The organism is Streptomyces sp. B21-105, from assembly GCF_036898465.1.
In the GTDB taxonomy this organism is placed as follows: domain Bacteria; phylum Actinomycetota; class Actinomycetes; order Streptomycetales; family Streptomycetaceae; genus Streptomyces.
Map to the genome: position 1 here is coordinate 4,723,746 of NZ_JARUMJ010000001.1, position 21,421 is coordinate 4,745,166.

The 21,421-nt window shown below is 69.8% G+C and carries 23 protein-coding genes, 1 tRNA gene and 1 pseudogene; 8 read left to right on the forward strand and 17 right to left on the reverse strand.

What is annotated here, in order from left to right; genetic code table 11:
• Positions 1–6: 6 nt before the first annotated feature.
• From gyrA to QA802_RS21265, 3 genes are all read left to right on the forward strand, one after another.
• Entirely contained in the window at positions 7–2,601 is a 2,595-nt protein-coding gene (gene gyrA / locus QA802_RS21255) for a DNA gyrase subunit A (protein WP_319165807.1), read from the forward strand.
• Positions 2,602–2,619: 18 nt separating this feature from the next.
• Positions 2,620–3,459 carry a DUF3566 domain-containing protein gene (locus QA802_RS21260; RefSeq protein WP_334525069.1) on the forward strand — a complete coding sequence of 280 codons (840 nt, stop codon included), beginning with the start codon at positions 2,620–2,622 and terminating at the stop codon, positions 3,457–3,459.
• Positions 3,460–3,579: 120 nt separating this feature from the next.
• Positions 3,580–3,656, forward strand: a tRNA-Ile gene (locus QA802_RS21265).
• A 78-nt stretch (positions 3,657–3,734) separates the two neighbouring features.
• Here QA802_RS21265 and QA802_RS21270 read toward each other — a convergent pair.
• From QA802_RS21270 to QA802_RS21335, 14 genes and pseudogenes are all read right to left on the reverse strand, one after another.
• Positions 3,735–4,892 (reverse strand): tyrosine-type recombinase/integrase, encoded by a 1,158-nt coding sequence (locus QA802_RS21270; protein ID WP_334525072.1) that lies wholly within the window; start codon positions 4,890–4,892, stop codon positions 3,735–3,737.
• A complete protein-coding gene (locus QA802_RS21275) occupies positions 4,892–5,080 on the reverse strand; it encodes a helix-turn-helix domain-containing protein (protein WP_319276837.1) in 189 nt (62 codons plus the stop codon). The genes QA802_RS21270 and QA802_RS21275 overlap by 1 nt, the downstream gene beginning before the upstream one ends.
• Positions 5,077–6,468, reverse strand: coding sequence for a replication initiator protein RepSA (gene repSA / locus QA802_RS21280; RefSeq protein ID WP_334525082.1), 1,392 nt, complete (start codon positions 6,466–6,468; stop codon positions 5,077–5,079). Before repSA ends, QA802_RS21275 begins: the two co-directional genes overlap by 4 nt.
• On the reverse strand, positions 6,465–6,773 hold the full coding sequence (locus QA802_RS21285; RefSeq protein ID WP_334525085.1) for a SpdD protein: 309 nt from the start codon (positions 6,771–6,773) through the stop codon (positions 6,465–6,467). The genes repSA and QA802_RS21285 overlap by 4 nt, the downstream gene beginning before the upstream one ends.
• A 21-nt stretch (positions 6,774–6,794) precedes the next feature.
• A complete protein-coding gene (locus tag QA802_RS21290; RefSeq protein WP_319276832.1) occupies positions 6,795–6,950 on the reverse strand; it encodes a hypothetical protein in 156 nt (51 codons plus the stop codon).
• Positions 6,951–6,965: 15 nt separating this feature from the next.
• The gene (locus QA802_RS21295) at positions 6,966–7,145 is read right to left on the reverse strand and encodes a mobile element transfer protein (RefSeq protein ID WP_319276831.1); all 180 of its coding nucleotides are present in this window, start codon (positions 7,143–7,145) and stop codon (positions 6,966–6,968) included.
• A 14-nt stretch (positions 7,146–7,159) separates the two neighbouring features.
• Positions 7,160–7,840 (reverse strand): DUF2637 domain-containing protein, encoded by a 681-nt coding sequence (locus QA802_RS21300; RefSeq protein ID WP_334525091.1) that lies wholly within the window; start codon positions 7,838–7,840, stop codon positions 7,160–7,162.
• 24 nt (positions 7,841–7,864) lie between these two features.
• Positions 7,865–8,083: a hypothetical protein gene (locus QA802_RS21305; RefSeq protein ID WP_319276828.1), complete on the reverse strand. Its 219-nt coding sequence runs from the start codon at positions 8,081–8,083 to the stop codon at positions 7,865–7,867.
• 80 nt (positions 8,084–8,163) lie between these two features.
• The gene (locus QA802_RS21310) at positions 8,164–9,537 is read right to left on the reverse strand and encodes an FtsK/SpoIIIE domain-containing protein (protein ID WP_319276827.1); all 1,374 of its coding nucleotides are present in this window, start codon (positions 9,535–9,537) and stop codon (positions 8,164–8,166) included.
• A gap of 5 nt (positions 9,538–9,542) precedes the next feature.
• On the reverse strand, positions 9,543–9,890 hold the full coding sequence (locus QA802_RS21315) for an SCO3933 family regulatory protein (RefSeq protein ID WP_334525097.1): 348 nt from the start codon (positions 9,888–9,890) through the stop codon (positions 9,543–9,545).
• A 181-nt stretch (positions 9,891–10,071) separates the two neighbouring features.
• A pseudogene (locus QA802_RS21320) lies at positions 10,072–10,892 on the reverse strand (protein phosphatase 2C domain-containing protein).
• Complete coding sequence (locus QA802_RS21325) at positions 10,889–11,740, reverse strand: sigma-70 family RNA polymerase sigma factor (protein ID WP_334525100.1); 852 nt, start codon at positions 11,738–11,740, stop codon at positions 10,889–10,891. Before QA802_RS21325 ends, QA802_RS21320 begins: the two are co-directional and overlap by 4 nt.
• A 175-nt stretch (positions 11,741–11,915) precedes the next feature.
• Entirely contained in the window at positions 11,916–12,317 is a 402-nt protein-coding gene (locus QA802_RS21330; protein ID WP_334534782.1) for an ATP-binding protein, read from the reverse strand.
• A 96-nt stretch (positions 12,318–12,413) separates the two neighbouring features.
• Positions 12,414–13,265, reverse strand: coding sequence for a helix-turn-helix domain-containing protein (locus tag QA802_RS21335; protein WP_334525102.1), 852 nt, complete (start codon positions 13,263–13,265; stop codon positions 12,414–12,416).
• A gap of 97 nt (positions 13,266–13,362) precedes the next feature.
• On the opposite strand from QA802_RS21335, the gene QA802_RS21340 reads away from it, so the two are divergent.
• Positions 13,363–13,659, forward strand: a complete 297-nt coding sequence (locus QA802_RS21340; RefSeq protein WP_334525104.1) for a hypothetical protein — start codon at positions 13,363–13,365, stop codon at positions 13,657–13,659.
• A 718-nt stretch (positions 13,660–14,377) separates the two neighbouring features.
• Entirely contained in the window at positions 14,378–15,166 is a 789-nt protein-coding gene (locus QA802_RS21345) for a hypothetical protein (protein ID WP_334525106.1), read from the forward strand.
• 1,041 nt (positions 15,167–16,207) lie between these two features.
• Here QA802_RS21345 and QA802_RS21350 read toward each other — a convergent pair.
• Both QA802_RS21350 and QA802_RS21355 read right to left on the reverse strand, forming a co-directional pair.
• The gene (locus QA802_RS21350; RefSeq protein ID WP_334525109.1) at positions 16,208–16,891 is read right to left on the reverse strand and encodes a PH domain-containing protein; all 684 of its coding nucleotides are present in this window, start codon (positions 16,889–16,891) and stop codon (positions 16,208–16,210) included.
• 178 nt (positions 16,892–17,069) lie between these two features.
• Complete coding sequence (locus QA802_RS21355; RefSeq protein WP_334525112.1) at positions 17,070–17,438, reverse strand: DUF6344 domain-containing protein; 369 nt, start codon at positions 17,436–17,438, stop codon at positions 17,070–17,072.
• Positions 17,439–17,787: 349 nt separating this feature from the next.
• On the opposite strand from QA802_RS21355, the gene QA802_RS21360 reads away from it, so the two are divergent.
• The 3 genes from QA802_RS21360 to QA802_RS21370 all read left to right on the forward strand — a co-directional run bounded on the left by QA802_RS21360 (position 17,788) and on the right by QA802_RS21370 (position 19,626).
• Entirely contained in the window at positions 17,788–17,916 is a 129-nt protein-coding gene (locus tag QA802_RS21360) for a DLW-39 family protein (RefSeq protein ID WP_003999697.1), read from the forward strand.
• Between the two features lie 247 nt (positions 17,917–18,163).
• The gene (locus QA802_RS21365) at positions 18,164–19,102 is read left to right on the forward strand and encodes a hypothetical protein (RefSeq protein WP_334525115.1); all 939 of its coding nucleotides are present in this window, start codon (positions 18,164–18,166) and stop codon (positions 19,100–19,102) included.
• A complete protein-coding gene (locus QA802_RS21370) occupies positions 19,081–19,626 on the forward strand; it encodes a hypothetical protein (protein ID WP_334525118.1) in 546 nt (181 codons plus the stop codon). Before QA802_RS21365 ends, QA802_RS21370 begins: the two co-directional genes overlap by 22 nt.
• On the opposite strand, the gene QA802_RS21375 is transcribed toward QA802_RS21370, so the two are convergent.
• Entirely contained in the window at positions 19,590–21,209 is a 1,620-nt protein-coding gene (locus QA802_RS21375; RefSeq protein WP_334525121.1) for a protein kinase domain-containing protein, read from the reverse strand. The genes QA802_RS21370 and QA802_RS21375 overlap by 37 nt on opposite strands.
• Between the last annotated feature and the right edge of the window lie 212 nt (positions 21,210–21,421).

Genomic DNA, 21,421 nt, shown 5'->3' on the forward strand with positions numbered 1-21,421 from the left:
CCAGCAATGACCGACGAGAACACTCCCGTCAGCCCTGAAGAGGGCGGCGACATCGTCATGCGCATCGAGCCCGTCGGGCTCGAGACGGAGATGCAGCGCTCGTACCTCGACTACGCGATGTCCGTCATCGTCTCGCGTGCGCTGCCGGACGTCCGCGACGGCCTCAAGCCCGTCCACCGCCGCGTCCTGTACGCGATGTACGACGGCGGCTACCGGCCCGAGCGCGGCTTCTACAAGTGCGCCCGCGTGGTCGGCGACGTCATGGGCAACTACCACCCGCACGGCGACAGTTCGATCTACGACGCGCTGGTGCGCCTCGCGCAGCCGTGGTCGATGCGGATGCCGCTGGTGGACTCCAACGGCAACTTCGGCTCGCCGGGCAACGACCCGGCGGCGGCCATGCGGTACACCGAGTGCAAGATGGCGCCGCTGTCGATGGAGATGGTCCGTGACATCGACGAGGAGACCGTCGACTTCACGGACAACTACGACGGCCGCTCCCAGGAGCCGACCGTCCTGCCGGCCCGCTTCCCGAACCTGCTGATCAACGGCTCGGCCGGTATCGCGGTCGGCATGGCGACCAACATCCCCTCGCACAACCTGCGCGAGGTCGCGGCCGGAGCGCAGTGGTGCCTGGAGAACCCGGAGGCCTCGCACGAGGAGCTCCTGGACGCGCTGATGGAGCGCATCAAGGGCCCCGACTTCCCGACCGGCGCCCTGGTGGTGGGCCGTAAGGGCATCGAGGAGGCCTACCGCACGGGCCGCGGCTCGATCACCATGCGGGCGGTCGTCGAGGTCGAGGAGATCCAGAACCGCCAGTGCCTGGTGGTCACGGAGCTGCCCTACCAGGTCAACCCCGACAATCTCGCGCAGAAGATCGCCGACCTGGTGAAGGACGGCAAGATCGGCGGCATCGCGGACGTCCGTGACGAGACGTCCTCGCGCACGGGCCAGCGCCTGGTCATCGTGCTCAAGCGGGACGCGGTCGCCAAGGTCGTGCTGAACAACCTCTACAAGCACACCGACCTGCAGACCAACTTCGGCGCGAACATGCTGGCGCTGGTCGACGGCGTGCCGCGCACGCTGTCGCTGGACGCGTTCATCCGTCACTGGGTGGCGCACCAGATCGAGGTCGTCGTCCGCCGGACGAAGTTCCGGCTGCGCAAGGCCGAGGAGCGGGCGCACATCCTGCGCGGCCTGCTGAAGGCCCTGGACGCCATCGACGAGGTCATCGCGCTGATCCGGCGCAGCGACACCGTCGACATCGCGCGCACGGGCCTGATGGAGCTCCTGGAGATCGACGAGATCCAGGCGAACGCCATCCTCGAGATGCAGCTGCGCCGGCTGGCCGCCCTGGAGCGCCAGAAGATCATCCAGGAGCACGACGAGCTCCAGGCGAAGATCACCGAGTACAACGCGATCCTCGCCTCGCCGGTCCGTCAGCGCGGCATCGTCAGTGCCGAACTCGCCGCGATCGTCGAGAAGTACGGCGACGACCGCAAGACGATGCTGGTGCCCTACGACGGCGACATGTCCATCGAGGACCTCATCGCCGAGGAGGACATCGTCGTCACCGTCACGCGCGGGGGCTACGTCAAGCGCACCAAGACGGACGACTACCGCGCCCAGAAGCGCGGCGGCAAGGGCGTGCGCGGCGCGAAGCTGAAGGAAGACGACATCGTCGACCACTTCTTCGTCTCCACCACGCACCACTGGCTGCTGTTCTTCACCAACAAGGGCCGCGTCTACCGGGCGAAGGCGTACGAACTGCCGGACGCCGGGCGGGACGCGCGCGGGCAGCACGTCGCGAACCTGCTGGCCTTCCAGCCGGACGAGGCGATTGCCGAGATCCTCGCGATCCGCACCTACGAGGTGGCGCCCTACCTGGTCCTGGCGACCAAGGGGGGCTTGGTGAAGAAGACGCCTCTGAAGGATTACGATTCGCCGCGTTCCGGTGGTGTCATCGCGATCAATCTCCGTGAGACGGAGGACGGTTCCGACGATGAACTGATCGGAGCCGAACTCGTCTCGGCGGACGACGATCTGCTTCTGATCAGCAAGAAGGCGCAGTCGATCAGGTTCACCGCCACGGACGAAAGTCTGCGGCCCATGGGCCGTGCCACCTCGGGTGTCAAGGGCATGAGCTTCCGTGAGGGAGACCAGCTCCTCTCGATGAATGTTGTTCGACCCGGTACGTTCGTGTTCACTGCCACAGACGGCGGGTACGCGAAGCGGACCGCCGTCGACGAGTACCGCGTCCAGGGTCGCGGCGGCCTCGGCATCAAGGCCGCCAAGATCGTGGAGGACCGTGGCTCCCTCGTCGGCGCGCTGGTGGTCGAGGAGACCGACGAGATCCTCGCCATCACGCTGGGCGGCGGTGTGATTCGTACGCGGGTCAACGAGATCAGGGAGACGGGCCGTGACACCATGGGCGTCCAACTGATCAACCTGGGCAAGCGCGATGCCGTCGTCGGCATCGCCCGTAACGCCGAGGCGGGGCGCGAGGCGGAAGAGGTCGACGGCGGGATCGCCGTGGACGACACCGCCGAGGCGGCCCAGGCCGCCGGCACGGACGAGGGTGAGTCGCCCTCGGCCGAGTAGGACGAGGAGAGAGTCATCGTGAGCGGAGCCACGGGCGCCGGTACGTCTGCCGGCACGGGCAAGAACGGCGGCGGCCGTGGCTCCGCCGCCTCGGCGGGGGACGCGCGGACGACCGACGCGCGGGGCGCGGGCGCCGAGGGGCGTGTGGCCGACACCCACACCACCCAGCTGAAGGCCATCAAGGCACCCGCCGCCGACTCGCCCTCCACCGGCCCGCAGCCGCCCAAGGGTTCCCCGGGACCCTCCGGCGCGCAGGCCGGCCAGACCGCCCAGACCTCTCAGGCCAAGGGCCCGCGGGGGACCCAAGGGGGAACCGTGACGGACACCCGAGGCGCGCAGGGCAAGCCGGAGGCGTCGCCGCTTCCCGGCGAACGGCAGTCGCAGCAGCCCGCGGGGCCCTACCACCCGCCGCAGGCCTACCCCACCCAGGCGCCCCAGGCGGCCGGCACGGTACGCCGGCCGCGGACGGGCGCCCGCACCACGCCCCGTGTGCGCAAGGCGCGGCTGCGGGTGGCGAAGGCCGACCCGTGGTCGGTGATGAAGGTGAGCTTCCTGCTCTCCATCGCCCTGGGCATCTGCACGATCGTCGCGGCGGCCATGCTGTGGATGGTCATGGACGCCATGGGCGTGTTCTCGACGGTCGGCGGGACGATCTCCGAGGCGACCGGCTCGAACGAGTCGAACGGCTTCGACCTCCAGGCGTTCCTGTCGCTCCCCCACGTCCTGATGTTCACGTCGATCATCGCGGTCATCGACGTCGTCCTCGCGACGGCCCTCGCGACGCTCGGCGCGTTCATCTACAACCTCTCCGCGGGCTTCGTCGGCGGCGTCGAGCTGACCCTCGCCGAGGACGAGTGATCCCGCTCGTCCGCGCGTCCCGCACCCCGGCCGAGGCCCCGTGACTATCGATTTTGGGACTGCCCACGTCGTGCGCTAATCTTCAGGAGTCAGCGCGCGGGACACACCGCAAAGCGCGGCGGGGCTATAGCTCAGTTGGTTAGAGCGCATCCCTGATAAGGATGAGGCCACAGGTTCAAATCCTGTTAGCCCCACCAGCACAAAGACCCCCAACCGATCATGGTTGGGGGTCTTTGACATCTACGGCTGACATCAACGGCCGCGAATGGCTGCGGTCAGCCGATAAGCGGGTCCTCCAGGAGTTCGGCCAGCATCCCCACGGCCTCCCGTTCGCCGTCGCCCACAACGTGTGTATAGACGTCCATCGTCATGCTGATCTGGCTGTGCCGCAGGATCGCCTGAGCGACCTTGGGATGCACCTTCAGGAAGGCGAGCAGGGTGCCGCAGGTGTGCCGGGCGAGCCGGACCGTGATGCGCCGCACACCGGCCCGCTTCACGAGGCGATCGAAGGTCCGGGAGAAGCCCATCGGGTCGATCATGCCGCCGTGCTCAGCGGAGAAGATCAGGTCGTGCCCCTCCTCCTGCGCCCAGTGCTCACCGGCGATCTTGCGTTCCAGTTCCTGGAGCTCCCGGCGCTCCTCCAGGGCGCGGGCGCAGAACTCCGGCAGCGGAAGCACAGCCTGTGAGGACTCGGTCTTGAGGTCCTTCAGCACCAGGCCCACGCCCTTGACCCGCTGCACCTGCTTGACCGGGGTGAACTGACCGGCTTCGAAGTCGACATCCTGCCAGCGCAGGCCCAGGATCTCGCCCCGGCGCAGGCCAAGGACGAGCACCAGGACGCCGGCCGCGTAGAGGCGGTGGGCGCGGGCCGAGCGAAGGAACGTGATCGCCTCACGCGCGTTCCATGCGGTGCCCTTGTCCTTGCTGACCTTGGGCATGTCGACCAGGAGCGCGACGTTGCGCGTCAGCAGCTCCTCGCGCATGGCCGCGTTGAGGCCGTTCCGGAGGACACGCAGCACTTCGAAGCGGGTGGACGCACCGACTTTCTCCCGCTTCAGCGTGGCCATGAAGGTGCGGACCTGGGCGGGCGTCAGCTTGGCCAGCGGCTTCTTACCGAGGTACGGCAGCAGGTACAGCCGCAGCTTGGACTCGTACTTGACGTACGTGTTGTGCTCGCGCTCCGGCCTGATGACCTGCTCCAGCCAGTAGGCCAGCCACTCGCCGAGCGTCCAGGCACGGGACGGCACCGGGACGCCGTTGCGCTCCTGGTCCTGGAGCTTGCCGAGCTTCTCGTTCGTCTCGTCCCACGTACGGCCGTAGACGTACTTCCGGACGCGGTTGCCGTCGGTGTCGGTGACGTACGCGGCCCCGTGATACCGGCCGTCCTTGCGCTTCGTGATGGTTCCCCCGCCGTTGGGGCGACGCTTGGACATCAGTTGGCCTCCCCGATCCCACGGCGGATGAAGTCGCTCACGGCGTCGTCCGGGATGCGGCGGCATCCGTCGACCTTGATGGAGACCAGGCGACGGGTGCGGATGAGGTCGTAGACCTTGGTGCGGCCGACCTTGAGCCGGGTCATGACCTCAGGCACGGTGAGCAGTTCGGGGGCGGCGGTGGTCATGCTGCGGCTCCTTCCGCGTCGAGTTGGTCTCTCAGGGCTTCGCGTGCGGTCTCGCGGTTGAGTTGGATGTCGCGGCGGATGCCGGCGGCGAGCCAGGATTCGCCGGGGGTATGGCCGTGGCCGGCGTAGGACCAGTGGGCAAGGGTCAGGGTGGTTGTCTCCGTGGCGGACGGGTCGGGCAGGCCGAGGGCTTCGCGTTGCTGGGCCGCGCGGTAGTCGGCGCGGGTCTGGCGGAGGGCGCCGAGGGTGGTGGAGTAGCTGCGGGACTTGGTGGAGAAGTGGCCGCGGAAGCCGAGCATGTGAGCCCAGTCCCGGAGCTTGCGTTCGGGGTAGAGCGGGTGGAGATCAAGGCAGGTTTCGATGAGGCGTCGGGGGTGCTCGGGGACGTCGAGGATGACGAGCGCCTCTTTGTTGCCGACGCGGCGGTCTACGGTGCCGGTGGTCTCGGCGGCTTTGGTGGCGTACTTGGCGACGTAGGAGGCAACGGCCTGCTCGGTGATGTCCTCGCCGTGGCCGAAGGCTCCGATCGGCTGGACGTCGAGTTGCGTGCCCCAGCGCAGGGTTCGGGCGGGCTGGTCACCGGCCGGGGCGACGTCGACCGCGACGCGGGCGGCTGCGGCGTGGATCGCGTCGGTGAGCAGGTCGAGGGTCGCCCAGGCTGGAGGCGGCGAGTCGGGTCCTTCGGGCCCGTCGAAGCGGATCACCGCGTGAAAGTGGACGGCACCGCGTTTTTGGTACTCGGCGACCTTGCCGAAGGACACGCGGGAGGTCTCGCGGGCGGTCTTCTGGGTGAGGCCGGCCAAGCGGGCGATCTCGCGGCGGAGGTAGATCGTGAAGTAGCGCCACAGGTCGGATGCGTGGTTGTTCCACAGCACCGCGCCCGCGTAGTCGTAGGCGTCCGGGTCGAGGGGTGTGCCGAGCTCGGGGGCGTCTTCGGGGTGTCGTCGGCCGCAGCGGCAAGGGCGGTTGCCTGGGCGGTTGTGGACCGGGCCGAAGGAGGGGGCCGTCAGGGTGGCGAAGACGCGGGGGTGGTCGCGGATCGTGTGCGGGGTGCCCTTTGCCGGGTCGCCGACGAGGCCGGCCCGGATGAGGTGGTACGTGTCGCCCGCGTAGGTCCAGGCACAGGAAGGGCAACGGGAGGCCCGGCGGTTACCGCAGGCGATTCGAAGTCGGCCGCCCGGCTCGCTGTCGGTGCTGTAGGTGTGGAGGACTCGTCCGGTGGCCTTGTCGCGGGTGACGGTGGTGCCTTGCAGGTGGATCGGGTCGGTGCAGCCGCCGGTTCGGCGGATCTGGTCTTGGACGCGGTCGAAGCCGGGGGACCCGGCCAGCCTCAGCACGTCGGCGAGGGTGGCCGAGTCCAGGCCCGCCATGGTGGCGGAGTCGGTCACGCCTTGTGTCCCTTCAGCAGGATGGAACGGATGACGACCGCGCACACGGCCACCGAGGCGGCGGTGACGGCGACCGCCAGCAGCATGGAGACGAGGACCGCGCCGACGCCCAGGACGGCGGCGCTGCCACCGGCGACGAGGGCGAGCGCACTGCCGGGGGTGAGCTGGACCGTGGGCCGGTTGGAGGCCGGGGCGGACGGCATCGGGGCGGGAGGAGCCGCGTAGGGAACCGGCGTGTAGGAGTTCGGGACCGGGGCGGTCGAGATCGGGGCGGTGTCCTGAGGCGGGTACTTCGGCGTGAACACGAGAGTGGTCCCTTCTGCGGATCAGTCGAGGAGCGTGGCGACAGCGGGGGCGAGGACGCTGTGGGCGACGAGGTAGCCGCCGAGGAGGAGCAGGGCGACGAGCCACCACGGCGGGCGGGCGAGCTGGATACCGAGGACGGCGACGACGAGCACGGCGAACCAGAGCGGGACGGTCATGGCGGCGGTCTCCTGTCAGGCCTTGCAGCGGTGGGTACGGGCGGCGAGTTCGGCGGCGGCGCGGCTGTCGTACTCGGTGGAGAAGTCGCAGCGCGGGGCCGTGCAGGCGGCGAGGTGGCGGTTGCGGCCGCGGGCGATGAAGGAAGCAACCTGCACGGGGCCGATACGGCGGACGTTGCGGAAGCGCGGGTTCACGGGGTCGTCCCTTCTCAGAGGTGGGCGGCGACAGAGGCCGTCATGGACGGGGGCAGGCCGAGCCGGGTGCGTACGTCGTCGGCGTTGGCAGGCCGGCCGGTGGTGGCGTGGTGCTCCTCGGCCAGGGCCCGGACGCGGTCGACGAGGGCGGGCGGCAGGGAGACGGCCGGGGCGATAGGAGCCGGGACGGGTACCAGCTCGACGGCGGTGGCCGGAGCCGGTTCCGGGTCGATGGACGGTGCCGGGAGCGCGTCACGGTGGGGTTCCTCGGCGGGGGCCGGAGCCGTGGGTGTCTCCGTTTCCGTGGGTGCTACCGGGGTGCGGGGGGTGTGGGCGAGGAGAGTTCCGCCGAAGAAGGCGACGGCGGGCCAGCCGGCCACCACGACCCGAAGCGACGCGGGAACGTGGTCCAGGTCGAGGAGACCGGCGGTGGCGACGTTCGCGCCGAGGGACGCGGCGAGGGCGACCAGGAACCACAACCGCGGTACCCCGGCAGGACGCCCGGCGCGCTGCTGTTCCCGCATCCGACGCCAGGCGGCGACCAACAGCAGGTCGACGCTGACCGGGTAGGCCCACGCCTTCCACCCGCCCTGTCCGGCCGCATCGGCGAGGTCGTGCAGGTGGGAGAAGGACAGGGCACCGGCGATGACGGCTTGGACGATCACCGCGTCTACGCGGGAGAGCTGGGCACGCATCGGCTCGCGATCCCTTCCGTGCGGTCAGTTGGCGGAATCGAGCGACTCGGCACGCTCACGGGCCATGCGGGCCACCTCGGCGGCTTCGGCGTCGCCAGGCGTGCGGGCCGCGATGCGCTCCAAGACGTCCGCCTTGCGGCTCATGAGCGCCGCGTACTCAGCGGAAGTGCGGTTCGGGTTCTGACTGAGTGCGGCCAGGTCGGCGATCAGTGCGCTGACCTCGGCGATCGAGGGGCCTGACATGGGCTTCCTTCCGGTTCGCGGCATGGGAGGGGTAGGGACGTGGCGCGAGGCGGTCACGCCGACCGTGGGGAGGGGTGTGGTTACTCGGTCACCGGGCGGGCGACGGGCGCGGCCGGAGCGGCGGCGGGAGAGACCGTCCCGGCGGACTCGACGGCGACGGAGGGCCGGAAGGCGTCGAGGCGGGGCAGGTCCGGCACCAGGGCGGCGGTGTCGCGGCAGACGGCCGCCGCTTCGTCGAGGGACAGGTGCGGTGAGCGGGCGCGGGACCAGCCGCCGGAGGAGTCGCCGACGATCGCGACGCCGGGCCGTTCGGCCGGAATGGAGGTGGCAGCGAGGGCCGCCTCCGGGGAGATGTCGGCGAGCGCCATGTTCGCCGAGGACTCGTCGTTGACGCGGTGGCAGATGCGGCCGGTGAGCTGGGCGCGGAGCATGGTCGCTCCCTTGCCGAGTTCGGAGCCGAAGCGCTGCCCGCACACTTCGAGGTAGATGCCGGCCGCGCGGCCAAGCTGGGCGATCCGGATCAGCTTGGTGACCATGGCGTCCCGCCTCTTCTCGTCGTCGCGACTCGCGGCGAGGAAGAGTTCCGCGACCTCGTCGACGACGACCACGACCGGCACCGGCCGGACCGCGTCCGGCAGCCCCCACACGTCCGAGGTGAGCACGGCGTCCGGGCCCGCAGCGGACGAGAGGCCGATCAGACGGAACCGCGCCTCCATCTCTTCCAGCAGGACGTCAAGGAGTTCGTTCGCCCGGTCGGGAGTGTCGGCGAGCGCGGACAACCGGGTTGCGAACGGGGCCAGTTCGACGCCCCATTTGCAGTCGACGCCGACGAGCACGACGCGTTGCCGGGCCAGGCCGCACACCAGGTTCCGCAGGTACACGGACTTGCCGGACTGCGTCGCTCCGAGGATGAGTTCATGCGGCACGGCACGGAAGTCCCGCACGTGCCACCGTCCGTCATCCCGCAGGGCCATCGGGAGGGTGAGCGGCCCGCGTGGCTTCCACCGCCGTGCCGGCTGCACGTCGGAGAGCACGTCCCACCCGATCAGCCGCAGTTCGAGCCAGCCCGGCTTGGTGGGGCGGATGTGCACGGCGTGTGCGGCCCAGGCGTGGCGCAGCCGGTCGGCCGAGGCCATGAAGTCCTCGGGAGCCTGCCCGGTCGCCATGCGCAGCCGCATCACGAGCCCGGACCCGGTCGGCCACGGCAGCGACCGCCGAGGCGGGACGGGGGCCGCTTCCCGCCCGATCATCCGGGCCGTGGCCCGACGGACGGCCGAGGCCGGGACCGTCAGGCCGCAGGCGTCCATCGTGGCCCGGTAGGTGGTGAGCACGCGCAGCGCGACGAACGGATAGCCGACCAGCCACCAGAACGCGACCGGTGCGCGGCGGCGCAGGACGAGCAGGGCGGCGAGTGCCAGCAGGCACAGCGTCAGCGTCCAGATGGTGTTGTTCATGGCGTTCAGCCCTGCACCGGAGCGGGGGCGTTGACCATGACGGCGTCGGCCCGGTAGGCGATGCCGTGACGCATGCGGCCGCCGAACTCGCTCTCCCACGGCCGGGCGACGAGGCCGGGCAGGATGACCGGAGCTCCCATCGCCAGGCCTTCACCGATGCCCTTCTCGGGAACGGTGACCTTGATCATGTCCGAACCGCCCGCCGCGATGAACACCAGCTCCAGCACCATGAGCCGGTCGTTGGTGACCGGGTCGAGGGCAATTTCGCCGGTCTGACGGTCCCTGACCTTTACCTCGGGCAGCTTCGTGACCAGCAGCGTCGCAGCCGAGGAGTCAACGGGGATAACGCGCATTTCGTGAACCTCGCTTGGTCGGCGACGCCTTGACGAGCGTCGCATCGAACTGGATACCCCCCTAGACGGTGCAGGGAGCGACCCGCCCTAACTGTCTAGGGGGGTTGACGAAGACGATAGCCCGACGGGCCGTCAACTGTCTAGGGGGGTATACGTGCGAGTCTCAGGGCGCTCGCTCGTGCTACGGCAGCACCAGGTGCAGGGCGGTCGCGTCATCCTGCGACTTACCCCGCGGCCAACGTCGCCCCTCAGGGTCGCCGGCCTCAACCTCTCGAACGCGGCGGAGGAGCTCGCCGGGCCGGACGAGGTGAGTACGGTCAAGGTCTCGCCCCACGTGGCGAGTTGGAAGCGGTCTACGAGTCGCGTTGCGCCGTCGCTCAGCAGTGTCACGGATGTCAGCGACTCCAGCGGCACCGCCCCGGTGAGCGCATGTTCAGCCGCACGCGGTTCAGGCCCCGCGATCCAGAAGCCGCCCGGCTCGTTGCGGAATCCCGTCAGGGCGTTCCGGTACTCGGCCAGAGCGGCGGCATGTTCCGGTGAGCCGATAGGCAGCGCGTCGACCGGACCACGCAGTCTCCTGCCGACGTCGTCCAGGCGGCGGTCGGTGATCACGGTCGTAGCGCCGTCCCGGTCGGCGAGGAGAAGGGACGAGTCCCCGAGTACGAGGTACTCCAGAGCTCCCGCGTCGATCCGGACGGCGACGACCGTACTCGTCGGGCTGGCCCGAAAGGTCAGGTCACAGGTGTTCTCATGCAGGGACCGGACGGCGCGGATCGCGTCGGCGAGGCACTCGGCGAGAGGCCGGGCGGGGTGCGCCGTGATGGTGCTCAGCAGCAGCCCGCCCAGCATCGCGGAGAACCAGGCGACGCCGTGCGTACACCCGGTCTCCGCGCCAGCTACTCCGGCACCGTCGAGGAGAACGGCCGCCCCAGGAGCGGCGGCCGCGAAGTCCTCGTTGTCCCGCCACTCTTCGCCGGGCAGCGAGTCGAGGGAGACCCTCACGCCGACGGATCCTCGTCGTGCCGGTAGAGGGGGGTGAGCAGTTCGACCGACTGCGGCTCGCTGGTCTCGGGGTCGTAATCGACGCCCACCAGCGCGGAGAAACGATGATCGCCCACCTGCCCCCACAGCGCGTTCAGGTCGGACGCGAGCAGCTGCACGACGCCGAGGGAGCCCTGCGTGTGGATACCGGCGATGGCGAGGAGCGAGCCCTTGCCGTCGGGGCGCGGCAGCCTGCCGACGTATCCCACGTCGTACGCGCGGGCCGGGTCGCTGTCCTGCCCTGACTGGTAGACGGTGCCGGTTCGCCGGTCCACGACCGTCCAGGGCCCCGCTTCCGCGCGTTCCCAGCGCAGTACGGGATCCTGCGCGTAGGTGTCCCACATCTGCTGAGACATACGCGGGCCGCAGACGACCACCAGGCCGTCACGGTTGAGGTCGATGTCACCGCTCACAGGCACGTGCTCCGAGGTGACGTCGAGACCGTAGGACCGGGCGAGGTCTTCAAGGCTCTTTCCGGAACTGACGTCGTCCACGGCGACGACCGTACGGCCGCGCTCGTCGTCCCGCCGCAGCGGAGTAGCGACGATGACCGCACCTCGCCCGAGGAAGGACCCTTCCGGCGCCGGCCCGGTGTGGCGGATCTGATGGATCCGCCCGCGGCTCAGTCCGGCTTTCGTCGCGATCTGTGCGTAAGAGAGCCCTTGGGCATGGAGGTCTTGGACCACGCGCCGACGGAGCCGGGCCAGCTCGGTGACCTCCTGCTGCGCGTCGGCCAACCGGGTCGTGACCTCCCGCAGGAGCAGGTACGGATCATCGATCGCCGTGATCCGCTTCAACTCGTCCGACATGACCACACCTCCTAGAAGTACCCAGGAGTCTAGGGCCCTAGACGGTACGGGCGGGAGACGCCGCCCGGAACGAACGCCGATCACGTAGAACGCGGCCCTGCGCCGAGGCACACCCCGGGGGCTCACCCTCCACTGTCCACGAGGCGACCACGTGCCACCACCGAGCGGGACGCCATCACACACCCACCCGCGCCAGCTCCGCCCAGACGCAGCGCCCGCCGGAAGGCCGGTCCTGCACGCCCCAGTCCTTGGCACAGGCCGCGATCAGCATCAGCCCGCGGCCGCCCTCCTCGACCGAACTGCGCACACTCCGGACCATGGGTTCATCGTCGCCGCCTTGGTCGATCACCTGAATGCGCACCAGGTCGTCACCGAAGCCGACGACCACCAGGAACCAACCGCGGTACCAGCCGCTCCGCGAGTGCCGTACGGCATTGGCGGCCAGTTCGCCGACCACCAAGACGGCGTCGTCGATGAGGTCTGGCCCTTCGTCCTCGAGCAGGGCGCGAACGAAATGACGAGCCTCCGCCACCTGCCAGGCCAGGCCGGGAAACATGCGGCACCAACTTTTGAGCATGGGGAACACCACTCTCTGTCTAGGGGTCTAGACGATGCTGCGAGCAGGGTATTCCCAGACGCGACCGCAGCCCAGGCATCTTGAGGAATTATTCCTCTATCGGGTGGTGGAGGGGTCCAGCTCCTGAAACTCCCGCATCACGCGAAGCAGCAGCTCCCGAACCTCAGCCCCGAAGATCGCGGCCTCCTCGAAGCAGGCGAAGGTCTCCTCGTACGCCGCGATCTCGGCCGAGTCGTCCAAGGCGCGCTCACCCCGGAGGCTCTCGACGACGACCGCCCGACGGTCGCACAAGGTGAACCCGTGACGCGGCATGACCGGCACCGACCGACGCCACGGGATGACCCCAAGACGTACCGTGCGCAGACTCTCGACAGCCAACAGTCGATCGAACTGGGCGAGCATCAGCCCAGGGCTCCCCGGCCAGGTCCTCAACACGCCCTCGGTCAGTACGAACACCGACTCCCGTCCAGGCTCGTACAAGAGACTCTGCCGCTCCACACGGGCAGCAACCGCACGGCCGACGCCTTCAGGAGTGGAGTCCGGCGCGCTGTCGAAGACGTGTCGGGCGTACTCCGCACTCTGGAGCATGGCCGGCAGGACGACGCATTGGAAGGAGCGGACCAGCTGAGCAGACCGCACCGCTTCATCGAGCGGCGACCCGGTAGGTGCCTCACCGCCTGCACACTCCACACCGCCCGGAGCGGTTTCCACGGCGACCAGGAGGTCACGCACCTCCCGAGTGGTCGACTCGTCGAGGCCGAGGGCGCGAGTCAAGCGGCCCAACACGTCGAGGCTGGGGACCATTCGTCCGTTCTCCACCTTGGACACGGTGGGCTGGCCCACCCCAGCCCTCTGAGCCAGCACGGCCCCGGTCAGACCAGCCTCACCGCGAAGCCTTTTCAGGTGCGCTCCGAGCGCCTTCATCCGGTTCTGCCGCTCACTCCCCATGACCAGGGTTCTACACCACGAGGCAGCCGAGCCTGTCCAGGGCGTTCGTATCGGATCTTCGTCCGCTGACGCCGGGGAGAGCGATACATTGCGCGCCGTGAACATAATCGAGTGGTTACTTCGGATCGCTCTCGGCCTGGCGGCCCTCACGCAGGCTCTCGCCCTTGCTCCTGCCATCGGCCGACTGCGCGGATCCGAATCCGCGACGCGTTCCAAGGCGCGCCTTGACCTGCTGGAAATCGTCGGTTCCCTACTGTCATTCAGCGGCCTGCTGCTGGGTTCCGTTGTGACGGGATTCTGGTACCGGCTCGCCCTCGCTGGCTTCGCGATCATGACCCCCGTTTACGCCCTGAAGGGGGTTCGCTGGCTCCGCACCCGCCGCTCCACGGCCTGACCCAATGGACAGCTCCTGGAAGGCTGAGCCGTGACGATCACCGGTTCCGATGACCCAGGACGATCACCTGTTACAGGTTTCCCTACCTCATCAAGCCCCGGCTGCGCTCCGCTCCGCCGGGCGCGCTTCCCGGCTCTGGCTGCGCCCGCGCTCCTGCCTTCGGCCCGCTCGGCGCTGCCGCCGCCGACGCGCGCCCACATGTGGATAGGGCCGGAAGCCATGAGTCGATCACCCCATTGCGCGGCCTACGGTCAAGACGATGCCTCCGGCGGGGGATCGGCCGGCACCGGGATGGAGGGGGCGCCGTTCCCGACCGCGGGCCCGTAGTGGCGTGCGCGGGGAGCTCCCATCCCGTCCACCGCCGACCCAGGCAGAGCCGAGCAGACGCGGCCCATGGCGTCCAGGTCGTTCGTACAGTGGCGCGCTCCACCTGGACGCCATGAACCACGCCCGCTCCACGGTGTGTGGGTCGACGGCGGACGGGATGGAAGCTGGGGGCGGTGGTGGGTACAGGTTGACACCGAATGTTGCTCTGGTGGAACAGGGCTTTTGGGTACACTGCTGGGACGGCAAGCCGTGTACGCCGAGCCGCAGTGTTCTTGTGCCCACACCGCAAGTGACAGACGGTCAAGGCCCTTGGGGCCCACGTTTATTCATCGACCCCGGCGACAGCCATGGACCGATGAGAGTGTGGGTCTCGTCAAGGTCGGAGAAGGCTGTGACCAAGAGGGGCAAGAACTCTCTTAAGCAGAAGGCTCGTCAGATCGCTCGGCACGAGGGCATCCATTACAGTGCCGCTCTCGCCCGCCTGAGCGGCACCCAGCACTGTGAGCCCCACCAGACCGAGTGCGGGAATTCGCTTCCCGATGCAAACCTGCTCCGGAAGCTGGCGGCGGACAGGGCACCGTTCGAGCAGGTGCTGCAGAGGCTCGCGGAGCAGCGTTCGCCGGTGGATCAGATGATGCGGAAGCTGGCGGCGGACAGGGCACCGTTCGAGCAGGTGCTGCAGAGGCTCGCGGAGCAGCGTTCGCCGGTGGATCAGATGATGCGGAAGCTGGCGGCGGACAGGGCACCGTTCGAGCAGGTGCTGCAGAGGCTCGCGGAGCAGCGTTCGCCGGTGGATCAGATGATGCGGAAGCTGGCGGCGGACAGGGCACCGTTCGAGCAGGTGCTGCAGAGGCTCGCGGAGCAGCGTTCGCCGGTGGATCAGATGATGCGGAAGCTGGCGGCGGACAGGGCACCGTTCGAGCAGGTGCTGCAGAGGCTCGCGGAGCAGCGTTCGCCGGTGGATCAGATGATGCGGAAGCTGGCGGCGGACAGGGCACCGTTCGAGCAGGTGCTGCAGAGGCTCGCGGAGCAGCGTTCGCCGGTGGATCAGATGATGCGGAAGCTGGCGGCGGACAGGGCACCGTTCGAGCAGGTGCTGCAGAGGCTCGACCAGCTAAGGCGCTTCGGGCCGACGGATGTCCGGCCCCCCGGGCAGCCTCTGGGTAGCGAGCCTTCGTAAGTACCTCATCCGAAGTAAGAGATGCAATCGACTAGTGCCTCTTACTTCGCGACTCATGGCGCGTGCTTCCGTGCACCGATAGATGCAATCTTGGTCCGACTGGGGAAGTTTTTCTTGTACACAGCTGGGGACGAGGAAACCTGCTGGTCAATGGGTCTTTCTCGTGTGGCACGGCCAACTACTCACAGGCCTGTCCCGCAGGTTCCACACAGCTGTGGGTCAAGTCTCCACAGGGGCACCGAGGTTGTACCCAGGGCCTGTGGATATCCAGATTGGCTGGTGACAACGGGCGTGCCACTATCGGCAAGCCAACCGGCGGAACTGCCCGACTAGGCAGCGCAGTTGATGTTGAGCAGGTTCCACGTGAAACGACGCGCGGGAGTGACACCCGTGTCTGTAAGCGGAATTGGGCCTCTCATATGTCAGTGGCGTGCCGTAGAAAGGTCAGGCCCAGACGAGATGCGGGGCGCACCCGAGCACTTTGGCGAGAGGCAGGTGCGCCCCGAGAGAGCCAGGAGGAACATGAACACGCCCCGTCCGACCCACAACGCCCAGCTTCTACACGGAAGCTTTGGCGCTAGTACCACTGTTCCACGAGCCACTGACAACGCCCAATGGGTATGGCTCGGAGCAGTAGTCAGCTGCGTGATTGGAGCCCAGCCCCTTGCCGCAGCCCTCGATTCGGCGACTCAGTTGGTCACCGTTATCGTCGTGTTGCTGCTTGTCCGCGCGCACCTGCAGAGTCGTCCATGTACTGCTGCAGAGGAGAGTCGTCAAGTACGGCGCTGATGTCTGACACCAGTGGTTGACACCAACAGGGGCGAACAACGGCGGTCGACGCTGAACCTGAGTGGACCAGCGACCCAGGCCGAAGGTCGATTGACCCAGTACGCGCATCCGGCGTGATCGACCTGATAAGGATGAGGCCACAGGTTCAAATCCTGTTAGCCCCACCAGCCAGAAGACCCCCGGACCGATGGTCCGGGGGTCTTTTTTGAGCGTGCTGAGGGGGACGTCGGCCGGGGATGTCCTCGCGGGCCGTCAGGTCACGAAGAGCAGTGTCAACAGCAGCACCAGGCCGACCGACGCCGGGACGATGATCTCGTACGCCCAGCGCACTTCGGGCCTGCCCTGGCCCTCCTGGGTCGCGGCGCCTGCCTCCTGGAGCGCGCGCAGGCTGTCGATGGCACTGCCGGAACTCGGCCGCAGGCGTTTCGTCTCCGCGGTCGGCCGGTCCGGCCGGCCCGCGTCGAACAGGCCGCGGCGGTTCAGCGGCTGCCCGCCCGGAACCAGCGAGGACTCGACCATCCTCATCTGCTCGTATCCGGCCTGTCTGACGCCCCGGACGGAGACCGGGATGGCCCACAACTGGTACTTGGTGCCGAGCTGGTCGAAGACTTCGTTGGAGTGGCCGGCCCGCAACCCGGAGACGGCCTCCCAGGGCAGGGTGACGGTGCGGAACGGGTTGCGGACGCGCAACCGGTCGTCGTCGGCGAAGACCGCCGGACGCAGGGTGAGGGCGAACAGCAGGGGAACCACGAGCAGCATCCCCGCCAGCGACTTCCACAGCGTGGCGCCCCCGGTGCTGACGACCGCGATGACGCCGAGGCCCAGCACGACGGCGAGCGACACCGCTCCCGTGGCGATGCCGGCCGGCGACCGGAAGATCCGGTCGGTGGAGGGGGGTCGCGCGACGGACGGTGACTGGGGCTCGGCTGGCGACATGCCTGCGATTGTGCCCGACGGCGTGTGTGTCGGCCACGGTACGAATGGGAGCAGTCTGGGCCACCTGGTCCGGGCGGCGCCGGGGCACGGCGAAGGCCCGGTGGCTCCTGGGGAGCTGCCGGGCCTGCTCGTGCGGGCTGTACGCAAGTTCGCCGTCACGTCGGGGAGAGGCGGGGGCTCAGTTCTGCTGGGGGACGGCCGGCTCGGCGGGATCCTCGGGGGTGCAGGACGTCGTGTGCTCGGCCGGTTCCGTGTCCGGCAGACCGTGGTGGCGGCAGCTGGGGGACTTGCCGTGCGCCTCGGCGTGGATGCGCTGCTTCATCGTGGGGGGCAGGGAGCGGGCCTGGGACCAGAGCCAGGTCGACGACGACGACGCCGTCGGCCAGGCCGGCTGCTGTGCGGTGCCGACGCTCTCCGCGCTGCGCGCCGGCCCGGTCAGGGCCGTGGCCGTCGCGGCGGTCGTCGTGATGAGTCCGAGCGCCGTGCACAGCGCGAGGAAGGCGGTGACGATGGCGGTCCACAGCTTCATGACGCGGTTGTCGGTCATGGCCCCTCACATTCAGGTTGGGCGATTTGCGTACTTTCCTCATGATGTGTATAGAGGCCGTGAAGTGGTGGACCGACGCCCGTGGCGTGGCGTTGTTCCGATGAACACCACTCGGATGGGTGCAAGAGCGGCGAAATCGGCAGGAACATGAGCTGACAGGTTCTAAAAGGGATGAAAGTCGCCCTCGGTGGAGATGTGATCACCCTCCGATCGGAGTGCTGCGATCCGCTTCTACTGCGCTGCCGATGGCGGGAGTTGAGAGGCGGATGCAGGTCACCGATCGGTATCGGTCGGTGTGTATAGTCGGGCGGCAGAGATCCCCTACGCCAAGGAAAGACGAGGTAGCGCGGTGAAGAAGCTTCTCCTGGTCGCACTGGCCGCCATCGGCGGGCTCCTCGTGTACCGCCAGATCCAGGCGGACCGCGCCGAGCAGGATCTGTGGACGGAGGCGACCGACTCCGTGCCCACGGGTTCCTGAGTACCGATTCCGAAGACTGAGCAGACCCCGGCCGCAGCTCGCGGTCGGGGTCTTGTGTTGCGTAACCCCCGGACCACGGTTAACGGGCAGCCGAAGGCGGGCTTTCCGGACGCCCGTACGGAATGCACGGGTGCCACGCACGCGTGCCGGGCAGGATGGCTCACATTCGGTCCAAGGCGAGGGGACGGCGTTGATGACCCGGCGTGCGCGACGTGGGAGTGCCGGGGCGGCCCGGTGGCGGACCGCCGTGCGGACCGCCGTCGTGGGCGCGGTGCTGTGCGCGGCCCCGGCCGCGCTGCCCGGGCCGGCGGCGACGGCCGCGCGGGCGGCGACGACCGCGCCGGGCGCGCCTGGCGCGCGGAAGGCACCGGACGCCCCGCCCTACGCCTTCGCGGACGACGTCCGCCCCGCACCCGCGGCGACGGGCACCACCGGCGCCGTGAGGCTGGATCCCGGCGCGACCTACCGCAGTTCCCTCGAGAGCCAGGAGAAGGCCTACTACCGCCTCGAACTCGACGGCACGTCGAACGCGTACGTCGCCGTCACGGCCGTACCCCCGGCGGACGCCGCCCTCTCCGTCGGCGACGGCGTCAGCATCTCCGTACAGAACGCCGACGGCGCCTCCTGCTCCCGCGACTCGGCGACCGTCGGGGCGTCCAAGAGCCCGCAGCCGATCACCGCGTGGGGCGCGCGCGAAGTGCTCCCCGGCAGGAGCCTGTGCCAGAAGGCCGGGACGTACTACGTGGTCGTGGCGCGCACCGGCGTCCAGACGGGCGGCGGCAACGGGGGCGGCAACGGGGCCGGTAGCGGGGACGGCACTCGGGACGGCCGTGGCACCGGCTCGGGTGCCGGTGGCGAGGAGACGGCTCCCGCCGCCGGGGCCTGGGATCTGGAGCTCGCTCCCGTCACCGAGCCCGCCCTGCGGGAGGCGGCCGCCACGCGCGTGCCCGAGGCGTGGGACTCGGCGACGCCCACGCCCCCCGTGGCCGAGCCGACGGCCGTCCGGGGCGGAGCCGGATTCACCGGGGCCACCGCCGTACGGCAGGGCGTCTGGAGGGACGAGATCGTCCCGGCCGGACCCTCTTCTACAAGGTGCCCGTGGACTGGGGCCGTCAGGTGTCCGCCGCGGTCGACCTGGGGAGCGCCGACAAGGATTCCGGCTATGTGGTCGACGCCCTGGACATGACGCTCTACAACCCGGTGCGAGCCGAGATCCAGGACACCGCAGTGGGGTACGGCGGCACCCAGAAGTCGACGGCGCTGCCCCCGCTCCCGCCGGTCGGCTACGCCAACCGCTACGCCTCCACCACCTCCACCAAGGCCCTGCGGTTCGCCGGCGAGTACTACCTCGTGGTGCACCTCGCGGCGCAGGTGGGCGACCGGTTCGGGGACGGCCCCTACGGGCTGACCCTGCGGGTCCGGGTCGGCGGCCGGACACAGGACGGGCCGGGGTACGCGGCGCGGTCGGCGCCCCGCGGGATCTTCGACGTCGGCACCCCGGATCCCGAGCCCGAGGCGGCCGGGACAGCACACACCGTCGACGCGTCGCGCAGCGCGACGGCGGGCGGTGACCCCGCGATGAAGGCGGTGGCGGTGGGCGGCATCGGCGCCGGCAGCCTGCTGCTCACGGTGCTCGGGGCCTGGACCCTGACCGCGCGGCGCCGGGCCGCGGCTCAGATACGGGCCAACGCCCAGAACCCCACCGCGTAACAGGCCAGCGCGAGCAGCAGCAGGGGCACCGCGACCTTCACCGGCGGCCCGGGGCGTCCCCGGCGGGCGGCGCGATGCCCGCGGCGGCCGGTTGTCCGCGGCGAGGCAGCCGCCGCCACAGGTGCGTGCTGCGGGGGGTGCGGGTGTTGCGCGTGCTGCGGCGTCCGGGGGTCCCGGGCGGTGTACGAGGCGGTCGATGAGGTGTCGGCCCGAGGCTCACGGGTGGGCGGGGCGAACGTGGGCTCGTACGAGGCCTCGTACGCGGGCTCGTTGATCGGCTCGTAGGCGGGCGCCTGGTGGTACGTGGGCGCGGGGGAGCCGGGCGGTGGCGTGTGGCCGGGAGGACGGGGCATGGGGTGCCCCGGGGACGCCGGAGCGGACGCCTGCGCGGCGGGGAACGAGCCGGACGTCGGCTGCGGCGGCGGCAGAGGGAAGCTGCCGGTGTCCGACATCGAGGGGGCGTGCGGGGGCGCGTGCGAAGGGGCGTGCGAGGGAGTCGGGGTGCGCTCGGGAAACAGGGCGGACGCGGGACCCGGAGCGTGCGAGGGGGAGGACGGAGGAGCGGCGGGCCGGGGTGGCGCCTGCGCGGGCGCGGAAGGCGGCCGGGAGGGCAGGGAGGCGACGCTCGGGCGAGCGGGATCCCGTGGCCCGGCGGGCCCGGGCGCGGGGTTCTCGGGACGGGTGGTCGAGCCGTCGGACCGGGGCACGGGGCCGTCGGGACCGTACCCCTTGGGCAGCGGCCCGAGTTGGTCGAAGATCTCGATCATCTCGTCGTCCGGCCCCGGCTCCGGAAGGAGTTCGGCGGCCGCCGCGAGGGCCTTGCGCGCCCCCGTGGCGGTGCGGAAGCGCGCCTGCGGATCCGGCTGCAGGAGTGTGGCCACGACCTGCCACAGAGGCTCGGGGACGTTCTTGGGCGCGCCCGGCGTTCCGTGGTCCGCGAAGTACTCGACCAGGGCCTTGGTGTCCGGCTTGGCCCCTTCGAGCAGGTACAGCGCGACCAGTCCGACCGCGAACAGGTCGGCAGGGAAGTCGGGGTCGGCGCCCAGCATCTGCTCGGGCGCGAGGTAGCCCGGCGTCCCCACCACGAGGTCGGTGTCGGTCAGCCGGGGCTCGCCCAGCCGCATCGCGATGCCGAAGTCGGAGAGCCTGAGGCGCGGCCGTGCCGTCCCGGTGGCCTCCAGCAGGATGTTGGCGGGCTTGATGTCGCGGTGCACGACGCCTTCCGCGTGGACCGCGGCGAGCCCGGAGAGCAGCTGGTCGAGCAGCGTGCACACGAACACCGGCGGCAGGGGCCCGTAGTCGCCGACGATGTGGGCCAGCGAACCGCCGGCCACCAGGTCCATGGTGAAGAGGACCTTGTCGTCGTCGGCCGCCCAGCTGGCGGGCGCGAGCACATGAGGATGGTCGATCCGCAACGCCTGCTCGCGCACGAAGCGCAGCAGCGCGTGCGCGTCGCTCTGCTGGAGCACCTTGGCGGCGACATAGCGGCGGCGGCGATGGTCCCAGGCACGCCAGACCGCGCCGACCCCTCCGCGACCGATCGGGTCGGCCAGTTCGTACCGTGCGGCGAAGACCTCACCCATGGCAGTGCGTCGCTCCTCCCCCTCGCCCCTAAGGGTTCTCCCCCTTGCTACCCCCGTGACGGGCGATACGACCCCTGAGTCCCCCGTGGACTTCACGAGCGCCGCGCGCCCCGTGCATCCCCCCGAATTCCCGGTTCCGCCGGTTCCGCCGGTTCCGCCGGTTCCCTCGCGTTCCCCGTGGTGTCCCCGCGTCCCCCGTGGTGTTCCAGGCG